Source organism: Peptoniphilus sp. SGI.035 (genome assembly GCF_050315115.1).
Classification (GTDB): domain Bacteria; phylum Bacillota; class Clostridia; order Tissierellales; family Peptoniphilaceae; genus Peptoniphilus_A.
The window spans coordinates 1-10,086 of sequence record NZ_JBNPOJ010000031.1; the positions used below are offsets into that span (position 1 = coordinate 1).

Here is a 10,086-nt window from a genome sequence, read left to right on the forward strand (position 1 = left end):
TTTTTAGAATTAAATGTGAAATAATTAATAAAATTAAATTGATTCTAGTGCTTGTTTAATATCATCTATTATATCTTCAACATCTTCGATGCCAACACTCATTCTTATTAAGTCAGAACTAATACCTGCTTGTGTAAGTTCTTCCTCATTCATTTGCCTATGAGTTGTACTTGCAGGGTGTAGTACACAAGTTCTTGAATCGGCAACATGTGTTACAACTGCTGCAAGTTTTAGGCTATCCATAAATTTTGTTGCGGCTTCTCTGCCACCTTTAACTCCAAAGGAGATTACGCCACAAGATCCATCGGGAAGATATTTTTTTGCAAGTTCGTGTTGTGAGTCCTTTTCTAATGCAGAAAAACTTACCCAAGAGATTTTCTCATTACTTTCTAAAAATTTTGCAACGGCAAGTGCATTTTCATAATGTCTTGGCATTCTAAGATGCAATGTTTCAAGGCCAATTCCCAAATAAAAAGAATTTTGAGGAGAAGGAATACTTCCTAGATCTCTCATTAATGTCGTTGTCATTTTTGTTATATAAGCACCTTTGCCAAAGGTTTCAGTATAAATTACTCCGTGATAAGTTTCATCAGGTTCAGTAAGTCCTGGAAATTTGTCCTTGTACTTTGACCAATCAAAGTTTCCAGAATCAACAACTGCACCGCCAACAGAATTTGCGAATCCATTCATATATTTTGTAGTGGAGTGAGTAACAATGTCTGCACCCCATTCAATTGGTCTTAAAAAAATTGGCGTAGGGAAGGTGTTATCAACTATTAGTGGAACACCATGGTCATGTGCAGCCTTTGCGAAAGTTTCTATATCTAAAACTTTTAGGGATGGGTTGGAAAGAGTTTCGCCGAAGATTGCCTTTGTGTTTTTCTTAAAATCTTTGTTTAAATCTTCAAGTGAAATTGCAGGGTCAACAAAAGTTGATTCAATGCCTAAATCTTTCATTGTGTGAGCAATTAAATTGTATGTTCCGCCATAAATTGCTGATGAAGCAATTATGTGGTCGCCTGCTTTTAATATATTTAAAAGTGCATAGAAGTTTGCGGCTTGTCCTGATGAAGTTAAAATTCCAGCAACTCCACCTTCAAGGGCTGCAATTTTTTTTGCAACAGCATCATTAGTTGGGTTTGCAAGTCTTGTATAAAAATAGCCTGCTTCCTTTAAGTCGAAAAGATTGCCCATTTGTTCTGATGAATCGTATTTAAAAGTAGTTGATTGAATTATTGGCACAACTCTTGGTTCGCCATTTTTTGGTTCATAACCTGCTTGTACACATAATGTTCCTAAATTTTTCTTTGTCATTTTATCCTCCTAAAATTTTTTGTCGGCAGCTCAAAAGGATTTTAATTTTTATTTTAAAACTTTATAACAATAAAAAAAGCTCCCGTCCATAAAGGACGAAAGCTATGCTTCGTGTTACCACCTTTTTTTATTATTTTATCGCTAAAATAACCTCATAGAGTACCAACATACTCCGAACGCTATAACAGGCATACCTGTCGCAGTCTAAACAATTGTCTCGGTGCGATGACTCCAAGGCCATGTTCCAAAGTATCCATTTTGATTTCTTTCACCCTATGAAATCTCTCTGTAAAAACTTTTACAATGTACTCTCCTCTTCAAAGTCTATGCATAGAATTGTAAATGGAAAAAAATATTTTGTCAAGTGAATTTTTAAATTTTTTACAATAAATTAAGTATTGACTCATACAAAAGAAAAGTCTAACTATTGACGATATTAGAAGCTTTGTAATATAATAATAAAAAAGCTAAAAATGGCGATTTATATAGAAAGGTGATTAAATGTCAGGACATTCTAAATGGAATAATATTAAAAATAAAAAGGGTAAAGAAGATGCAAAAAAAGGTAAAATTTTTACCAAACTTGCAAGACAAATAACTGTTGCTGCTAAGGAAGGTGGACTTGATCCAGATTACAATCCATCTCTTAAGGTAGCAATCGATAAAGCTAAGGCAGAAAATATGCCTAATGATAACATAGATAGAGCAATTGCTAAAGCTGGCGGTGGAGAAAACGACGCTAACTTTGAAGAAATTGTATATGAAGGTTATGGTCCAGGTGGAGTTGCTGTAATGGTAAATTGTTTAACAGACAATAGAAATAGAACTGCACCAGATGTTAGACATTTATTTGATAAATATAGTGGAAATCTTGGTCAACCTGGTTGTGTGTCTTTTATGTTTGATAAAAAAGGATCTCTTGGAGTCCTTAAAGAAGGACTTGATGAAGATGAATTTACTCTTACTGCAATTGATGCAGGAGCAGAAGATGTAATTGACAGAGGAGAAGCCTTTGAAATTATAACTGCACCTGAAGATTATATTGATGTTAGAAAAGCATTAGAAGATGCAGGACATTCTTTTATTGAATCAGAAATAACTTATATTCCACAAACTACTACTGAGTTAACTGATGAAGAAGATATTAAAAATATGGATAAATTAATTGATGCACTGGAAGATAATGATGATGTAACTGATGTGTATACATCTTGGGAGAGAGATTAATGGAAATCAACAGAATTATTGACCACACATTGTTAAAACCAGAATCAACTGAAGGGCAAATTGAGGAAATTGTAAGGGAAGCTATAGAATACAATTTCTTTTCAGTATGCGTAAATCCAATTTGGGTAAAAAAATGTGCAGAAATGTTAAAAAATAGCAGTGTAAAAGTTTGTACTGTAATCGGTTTTCCTTTGGGGGCAAATACTTTAGAAACTAAATTGTTTGAAACAAAAAACGCAATTGAAAATGGTGCAGACGAAATCGACATGGTTATTAATATTGGCTATATCAAATCAAAAAAATTTACGGAAGTTGAAGATGAAATAAGAGAAATTGCAAAAATTTGTCATGATAATAGTAAAATTTTAAAGGTAATTTTAGAAAACTGCCTTCTTACAAAAGATGAAATAAAAAAAGCTTGTGAATTATCAGATAGAGCTGGTGCAGATTTTGTAAAAACTTCAACTGGTTTTTCGACTTCTGGTGCAAATTCAGAAGATGTTAAATTAATGAAGGATTCTGTATCAGATAGAGTAAAAGTTAAAGCAAGTGGTGGAATAAGAGATTATAAAAAGGCAATAGAAATGATAAATAATGGAGCTGACAGACTTGGAGTTTCTGCGGGAGTTGCGATTTATAAGGAGAGCAAATTATTATGAGAATAAATCCCGTTGCCTTTACAATTTTTGGACTTGAAGTAAAGTGGTACGGAATTTTAATAGCTATTGGTGTTTTTTTTGCAATTTTTATTACAGAAAAGATGGCTGAGAAGAAAAACTATAAATATGGTCTTTATAAGGATATTTCAACTGATGTTTCTATTTTTGCTGTATTAATTGGAGTCCTTGGCGCAAGACTTTATTATGTGCTTTTTGAGTGGGAATATTACAGCAAACACTTAGACGAAATTTTTGCCATCCGAAATGGAGGACTTGCAATTTACGGTGGAATAATTGCAGGTGGACTTACTATATATTTTTTCTGTAAGCATAAAAAAGTAAAAGTACTAACTTTACTTGACTGTGTTGCTCCTGGTCTAGCACTTGCACAGTCCATTGGAAGATGGGGAAATTACATTAATGGCGAAGCTCATGGTGGTGTTACAGATGTACCTTGGGCAATTTTAGTCGATGGTCAATGGGTTCATCCAACATTTTTTTATGAATCAATTGTTAATTTTTCAATATTTTTGTTTTTATATTTTTATCTTTCTAAAAAGCAGAAATTTGAAGGAGAACTTATTTCTTTTTATATGATAGTTTATGGAATTGCGAGATTTTTCATTGAAGGAATGAGAACTGATTCACTTTATATTGGAATTTTTAGAGTTTCTCAACTCGTGAGCATTGCTATAATAATTTTAGGTATATCTATTAGAATTATAGCTAAGAGTAGACAAAAGAATGTAAATTAATTGGACTAGGCAACTAGTCTAATTTTTTAGGTGATATTTTGAATAAAATTAATTACAATTTAGAAATGGAAAAAATAATAAAAAAAATTGAAAGAGAAAAAAAGCCTAGCCTTCTTTTACACTCTTGTTGTGGCCCTTGTTCCTCTGCAGTTTTAGAGAGAATTTGCGATTACTTTGACATTGACGTTTTTTATTACAATCCTAATATTGACAGTGAAGATGAATTTTACAGAAGGTCTAATGAACAAATTAAACTTGTTGAGGATTTAGGACTCAACGAGGAAATTGATGTTAAAGTCGTAAAGTACAATCACAATGAATTTTTAAATTATATAAAAGGATTTGAAAATTATAAAGAAGGTGGAGCAAGATGTTTTCGATGTTATAGACAAAGACTTGAAAAGACAGCAGAGTATGCAGCAAAAAACAATTACGATTACTTTACAACAACTCTTTCTATTTCTCCTCATAAAGATTCTCAAATTTTAAATCGACTTGGAAAATTTGTTTCTGAGGAATATAAAGTAAAATATTTATATTCAGATTTTAAAAAGAAAAATGGTTTTAAAAGATCAGTAGAGCTAACTGATAAATTTAATATGTACAGACAAGATTACTGTGGTTGCGAATTTAGCAGAGGTGAAGATTGAAAAATTTAAAAAATATTTTCTTTATAGTCATTGTATTTACTTTGGGACTTGTACTCTATATTTCTCATAACAATAATTTTAACTTTGCAAGTAATGGAAATAAAACTTTTAAATTAAAAAATGCAAATGAAGAACAAATAAAAAAAGAGGACAAGTCTGAAGTGAAAATTCTTGCAATGGGCGACATGATTTTTCATCAACCAATTGTAAAGAACTATAAAACTAATGAATCTTACGACTTCACACCAATTTTTACAAATATTTCAACAGACATTAATGAGGCAGATATTGCAATTGCAAATTTTGAAGGCTCAGTAAATTCAAATAGAAAATTATCAGGATTTCCTCTTTTTAATTATCCTAAGGAAACTATTTATTCCTTAAAAAATGCAGGATTTGATGCAATATCAACTGCAAATAACCATGCACTAGATACTGGAACTGAGGGGGTTTTAGAAACTATCTCTCACATAAAAGAAAGTGGAATGAATTCTTTTGGAACACTTGCAGAAGATGGAGACAAGGGAATAATTATTGAAAAAAATGGAATAAAAATAGGACTAATTTCTTTTACAGACACATTAAATGGAATGGACTCATTAATACGTGGTAGAGAATATTATGTTAATACTTTTGCACAAAATGTTGAGGCAGATATTGAAAATTTAAAAAATAATTCTGATATTGTGATAGTTTATGCTCACTGGGGGAATGAATACCAATTAATTCCAAATGAGAGGCAAGTTAATTTAAAAAATAGACTTCAAGAATATGGTGCAGATATTATTCTGGGGTCCCATCCACATGTTTTGCAAAAATATGAAATAGAGGAAAAAAATAATAAAAAATATTTTACGATTTATTCAATGGGAAATGCTCTTTCAAATCAAAGAATGGAAAATTTAAACAAACCTGGTGTTGACACAGGAGCATTAATAAAACTTATAATTGAAAAAGATAATATAAATGGAGAAACAAAACTAAAGTCTTATGGTGTTTATCCGACTTTTGTCAATAGATATAGAGCAAATGGCAAATTAAATTACGATATAGTAAAGTTAGAAGACATTGTAACTGGAGGAAAACTAAGTGATGTTACTAACTCCGAATTAAAAAACAAAGCAGAATTAAAATACAATGAGGCTATGAAAGTTTTAAAGGGTGAAATATGAAAAAAGATGAAGTTTCAGGAACAAATTATATTATTTTTCAAGATGATGAAGAATTTAAGTACACTACTGACGCCTTGATTTTGTCTTCTTTTGTAAAAAGTGGAAAGAGAGCCATAGATCTTGGATGCGGCACTGGAATTTTGTCTTTGAGGGTATGTGATAGATTTCATGAAATTCATGCTATTGACAAAAACAAAAATGCTTTGGAATTATTTAAGAATTCTATTTCTTTTAATAGATTAGAGGAGAAAATAAATTTATTAAAGGAAGATATTTTTAATTTGAAAAAATTTTATAACACAAATTTTTTTGATGCAGTAATTTTCAACCCACCATATTATGATTTCAAAAATATTAAGTTTGAAACTATTGATGCAAAGCATTTTTTTGATATAGAAGGAAGCCTTTACATAGTAAATTATCTTTTAAAAAATTCTGGAACTCTCTATATGATTTACCCAACTTATAGACTTGCAGAAGTGATATATAATATAAATAGTGCGGGACTTAGAGTTAAAAACATAATAAACATCCACGGAAATAAAAATAAAAAAGCAAAAACAACAATAATTATTGCTATAAAGCAAGCAAATTTTGGAAATGATTTTAGAGATTTTTATATAAGAAGTGGATTGGATTATTCTGAAGAGATGAAAAAAGTTTATAGAAATGAGGTATTATTGTGATTTATTTTTGTCCAACGCCAATTGGAAACTTAGGGGATATTACACTTAGGACAATTGAAATTTTAAAATCTGTTGATATAATTTTTGCTGAGGACAAGAGAGTTACAGTAAAACTTTTAAATCATTATGACATAAAGGCAGAGTTGCGAACTTATCATAAGTTTAACGAATCTGAAATGTCTGCTAAAATAATTGAAAACATTGCTGATAGGGACATCGCCCTTGTAACAGATGCAGGTATGCCTGGAATAAGTGATCCTGGGGCAATACTTGTGAGAAAATTAATTGAAGAAAAAATTGGTTTTAGAGTTTTGCCAGGTGCCAACGCTGCACTTACTGCCTTAGTTTTATCAGGGCTCGATACAGATCATTTTACATTTTATGGATTTACTTCAAATAAGTCTTCTGCAAGAAAAAAAGAATTTGAATCTTTAAAGGATTTAAAATTTACACTTATTTTTTATGAAGCACCTCATAGAATTAAAGATTTTTTACAAGATGTCTACGAAGTTTTTGGCGAGAGAAAAATTTCTATTTCACGTGAAATAACAAAAGTCTTTGAAGAAACTATTAGATCCACAACTTCAAAAGTTATTGATGAAGATATTACTGAAAAGGGAGAATTTGTAATTTGCCTAGAAGGTAATAACGAAGAAAAAAATTATAATATAAGAAAACTCTTAGAGGAAGAATTAAAAAAAGGCGTAAAAAAATCTCAAGCTGTGAAAGAAATTTCAAAAAAATATAATATTCCAAAAAATGACGTTTACAAGGAGAGTTTGGATTTATGATAGATTTAAAGGAACTTGAGGGACAAATAAAGAATGTAAATATTAATTTGAGAGATAAGTACGACTTTGTATTTAAAATAAACAATAGTGAATTTAGAGAAAAAATAAATGAAGACGTTGGAAAAATTATAAAAATGGAAAAGTTTAAAAAAGACGAAATTTCCAAATACAAAAAAACTGTTGGAGTTGACGGTTCAAACAATAGGTCTGGAGGTGCTTTTCCGCATTTTATCGAAATTTTCCAAGGACTTGCAAAGTCAACTGATGGCAACGAAGTTTATAAGACAAAGGTCTATACGCCTACTTTAAATTCAATTTACGACGATAAAAATCTTTCACAAAAATTTTTGGCAACCATTGAAATTGAAACTGCTCTTGAATACATAGACAAATATGATTTTGATTATTTAATGATGGACGGAGGATTTATTAGGTATAAAATCAATTGCTTGGAATTGTTTAAGGAGCTTCGAGAATGTTGCGAAAGAAAAAATATAATTCTCTTTGGTGTGATAAAGGATATAAAGACCAATGTTATTGCAAGAAGTCTTGAACTTGACGAAAGTATTTATGATAGAGAAATTTTATTCAATAGACTTAACACTGGCGAAGCAATTTTAATAAAAAATGAAATAAATAAAAAATTTATTAAAGATGGAATGGGAGAAGGATTTTCATCTGCATTTATGAGAACTTCAAGATTTCCTGGAGCAATTGGCGTTGATATTTTAGATACGCAAGAAGATTATTTAGTGGAAATTTGCAATTTAATTTATACTTTAACTCCAATGTCATCGAGAGGAGTACCTCTTTGGCTTGACATTGTAGATAAGGATGTAAAAATTACTGATGAAATATTAGAAATGCTTTTAGAAGAATATTTGGATAGGGATGTTTATGAACGATTTTTTATTTCTGAAAGAGATAAGAGATCTTTATAGGAGGAAAAATGAAAGTACTTGGTGTTACTACAACAAGGGAAGTATATATTGGTTCAAAGGAAAAAAACTTTCGAAACAACGAGTTTTTAATAGTTGAAGATCCAGTTCAAGGCGATATTATTGGAGAAGTTGTCGACTCAAAAACTTTTAACAGATTTATTCCTCTTGATATTGGAGGAGATTTTGTAGATAACGATGTATTGTCATCTCTTGATTCCATGGGCTACGATGTTGGAGAAGAAACAGTTTATATAGCAAAACTAAGATTTTTTGAAGAGTTACTTTATCCACCCCTTACTGGAAGTGATTTGAGAGCGCCAGAATTTTATGAAATCAAAAATTTATTAATTGATACAATGCCAAATAATTCTTTAGTTCTCGGCTCAATAAAAAATACTGACAATATTGCTAAAGGAATGGATGATGTTTATAAAAATCTTTTTAGCACCTTTGAAAACAACGAATATTTAAAACAAAGAGAACTTCCTTATTTATTTGATTATAAATCTATGCATCAATATCCTCACATAGGAGTTTTTGGCGGATCTGGAAGTGGTAAATCCTTTGGTCTTAGAGTTATCTTAGAGGAATTAATGGAAATGGGTGTCCCTGCAATTGTAATGGATCCTCATTACGAAATGGATTTTTCAAATAATTCTGAAATTTCAAATAAAAACTACAGCGACAAATTTAGATGTCTTGAAATAGGATTGCAAACGGGAATAAAATTTCAAGAATTGCAAAAGCGAGATTTAAAAAATCTTTTGAACGCAGCATCACCGCTCACAGATTCCATGAAAAATGTAATTGACATAATGCTAGCAAAGGGCTCAAGTTTCGAATCTTTTAAAAACAAATTAGATATGCTTTTGGAAGGTCAAGAGATTGGTTCAAGAGATAAAATATTATCTGAAATTGCAGCCGAGCCAGACATAACTAGAATGAATCGACTTGAAGAAGTATTAGATATATATGAAAGATATGACAAAACTTGTAATTCAATGAGTGTGCGTGGAGTTTTGTGGAGACTTATAAATCTTCAAAACGAGGGAATTTTCTCTCACAATATTGATGAGCTTTTAGATTTATTAAAGAGAAGAAAATTAGTTGTACTTCAAGGATCAACGAGAATGATAAATGTGTTTTCAACTTATCTTTTAGCTAAATTATATTATTTAAGGAAGGAATACAGAGATGAACTTTACAGAAGAAATGTTAAAGTTGATTATTTTCCACCCTTTGTAATTATTACTGACGAGGCGCATAATTTTGCTCCAAAGGGTTTTGACACTCCATCAAAGAGTATTTTGCGTGAAATTTCTCAAGAGGGGAGAAAGTACGGAGTCTTTTTAATTCTTGCAACTCAAAGACCCACATTATTAGATGAAACAATTACTGCTCAATTAAACACAAAATTGATTTTTAGAACTGTAAGAGCTTCAGATATTGATACAATTAAAGAGGAAACAGATCTTTCCGTTGACGAAACAAAAAGACTTCCTTATTTAAGTTCAGGAGATGTGTTTATTTCTTCTGCAAAAAAAGGACGCACATCTTTTGTTAGAATTAGAGCTGCAAATACAGTTTCACCTCACACGGAAAATCCTTTTGATGAGTTAGATGGCCACGAAAAGGAAACTTTTGAAAAGTTTTTTATTGACATAAAGGATTTACTTCCAATTGATGCAACAAGTTTAAATATAGCTTTAGTTAATTACAATAAAAAGTCTGGAGAGAATTTATCCTATGATGAATTTAAAAATAAGTTAGATGAATTGTGCGAAAGAGATTTTATTGAAAAAGAAGATAATTTCTTAACAGAAATGTATAAGATTAAATAGAAGAACTGACCTTAAATTAGGGTCGGTTCTTCATTTTTATTATTTATTTT

The 10,086-nt window shown here is 30.6% G+C and carries 10 protein-coding genes and 1 other annotated feature; of the genes, 9 read left to right on the forward strand and 1 reads right to left on the reverse strand.

Annotation, left to right across the window (positions count from 1 at the left end; translation table 11 throughout):
* Positions 1 to 33: 33 nt before the first annotated feature.
* Positions 34 to 1,314, reverse strand: coding sequence for an O-acetylhomoserine aminocarboxypropyltransferase/cysteine synthase family protein (locus tag ACQRC6_RS09315; RefSeq protein ID WP_427848673.1), 1,281 nt, complete (start codon positions 1,312 to 1,314; stop codon positions 34 to 36).
* 88 nt (positions 1,315 to 1,402) lie between these two features.
* Positions 1,403 to 1,644: a binding site (T-box leader), on the reverse strand.
* 171 nt (positions 1,645 to 1,815) lie between these two features.
* Here ACQRC6_RS09315 and ACQRC6_RS09320 point away from each other — a divergent pair.
* From ACQRC6_RS09320 to ACQRC6_RS09360, 9 genes are read left to right on the forward strand one after another with little or no spacing between them, the layout of a single operon-like run.
* On the forward strand, positions 1,816 to 2,541 hold the full coding sequence (locus ACQRC6_RS09320) for a YebC/PmpR family DNA-binding transcriptional regulator (protein WP_427848674.1): 726 nt from the start codon (positions 1,816 to 1,818) through the stop codon (positions 2,539 to 2,541).
* Positions 2,541 to 3,200, forward strand: coding sequence for a deoxyribose-phosphate aldolase (gene deoC, locus ACQRC6_RS09325; RefSeq protein WP_427848675.1), 660 nt, complete (start codon positions 2,541 to 2,543; stop codon positions 3,198 to 3,200). The genes ACQRC6_RS09320 and deoC overlap by 1 nt, the downstream gene beginning before the upstream one ends.
* Entirely contained in the window at positions 3,197 to 3,955 is a 759-nt protein-coding gene (gene lgt / locus ACQRC6_RS09330; protein ID WP_320850468.1) for a prolipoprotein diacylglyceryl transferase, read from the forward strand. The genes deoC and lgt overlap by 4 nt, the downstream gene beginning before the upstream one ends.
* Before the next feature lie 38 nt (positions 3,956 to 3,993).
* Positions 3,994 to 4,605 carry an epoxyqueuosine reductase QueH gene (locus ACQRC6_RS09335; RefSeq protein WP_427848676.1) on the forward strand — a complete coding sequence of 204 codons (612 nt, stop codon included), beginning with the start codon at positions 3,994 to 3,996 and terminating at the stop codon, positions 4,603 to 4,605.
* A complete protein-coding gene (locus tag ACQRC6_RS09340; protein ID WP_427848677.1) occupies positions 4,602 to 5,777 on the forward strand; it encodes a CapA family protein in 1,176 nt (391 codons plus the stop codon). The genes ACQRC6_RS09335 and ACQRC6_RS09340 overlap by 4 nt, the downstream gene beginning before the upstream one ends.
* On the forward strand, positions 5,774 to 6,463 hold the full coding sequence (locus ACQRC6_RS09345; RefSeq protein ID WP_427848678.1) for a tRNA1(Val) (adenine(37)-N6)-methyltransferase: 690 nt from the start codon (positions 5,774 to 5,776) through the stop codon (positions 6,461 to 6,463). Before ACQRC6_RS09340 ends, ACQRC6_RS09345 begins: the two co-directional genes overlap by 4 nt.
* Positions 6,460 to 7,254, forward strand: a complete 795-nt coding sequence (gene rsmI / locus ACQRC6_RS09350) for a 16S rRNA (cytidine(1402)-2'-O)-methyltransferase (RefSeq protein ID WP_427848679.1) — start codon at positions 6,460 to 6,462, stop codon at positions 7,252 to 7,254. Before ACQRC6_RS09345 ends, rsmI begins: the two co-directional genes overlap by 4 nt.
* Positions 7,251 to 8,195, forward strand: a complete 945-nt coding sequence (locus tag ACQRC6_RS09355; RefSeq protein WP_427848680.1) for a DNA double-strand break repair nuclease NurA — start codon at positions 7,251 to 7,253, stop codon at positions 8,193 to 8,195. The genes rsmI and ACQRC6_RS09355 overlap by 4 nt, the downstream gene beginning before the upstream one ends.
* A gap of 8 nt (positions 8,196 to 8,203) precedes the next feature.
* Positions 8,204 to 10,036, forward strand: a complete 1,833-nt coding sequence (locus tag ACQRC6_RS09360) for a helicase HerA domain-containing protein (RefSeq protein WP_427848681.1) — start codon at positions 8,204 to 8,206, stop codon at positions 10,034 to 10,036.
* The last annotated feature ends 50 nt before the right edge of the window (positions 10,037 to 10,086 follow it).

Excerpts from the sequence above, each read along its gene's own strand:
- ACQRC6_RS09315 (WP_427848673.1), bottom strand. The coding sequence starts at position 1,314 with ATGACAAAGAAAAATTTAGGAACATTATGTGTACAAGCAGGTTATGAA.
- ACQRC6_RS09320 (WP_427848674.1), top strand. The coding sequence starts at position 1,816 with ATGTCAGGACATTCTAAATGGAATAATATTAAAAATAAAAAGGGTAAA.
- deoC (WP_427848675.1), top strand. The coding sequence starts at position 2,541 with ATGGAAATCAACAGAATTATTGACCACACATTGTTAAAACCAGAATCA.
- lgt (WP_320850468.1), top strand. The coding sequence starts at position 3,197 with ATGAGAATAAATCCCGTTGCCTTTACAATTTTTGGACTTGAAGTAAAG.
- ACQRC6_RS09345 (WP_427848678.1), top strand. The coding sequence starts at position 5,774 with ATGAAAAAAGATGAAGTTTCAGGAACAAATTATATTATTTTTCAAGAT.
- ACQRC6_RS09355 (WP_427848680.1), top strand. The coding sequence starts at position 7,251 with ATGATAGATTTAAAGGAACTTGAGGGACAAATAAAGAATGTAAATATT.
- ACQRC6_RS09360 (WP_427848681.1), top strand. The coding sequence starts at position 8,204 with ATGAAAGTACTTGGTGTTACTACAACAAGGGAAGTATATATTGGTTCA.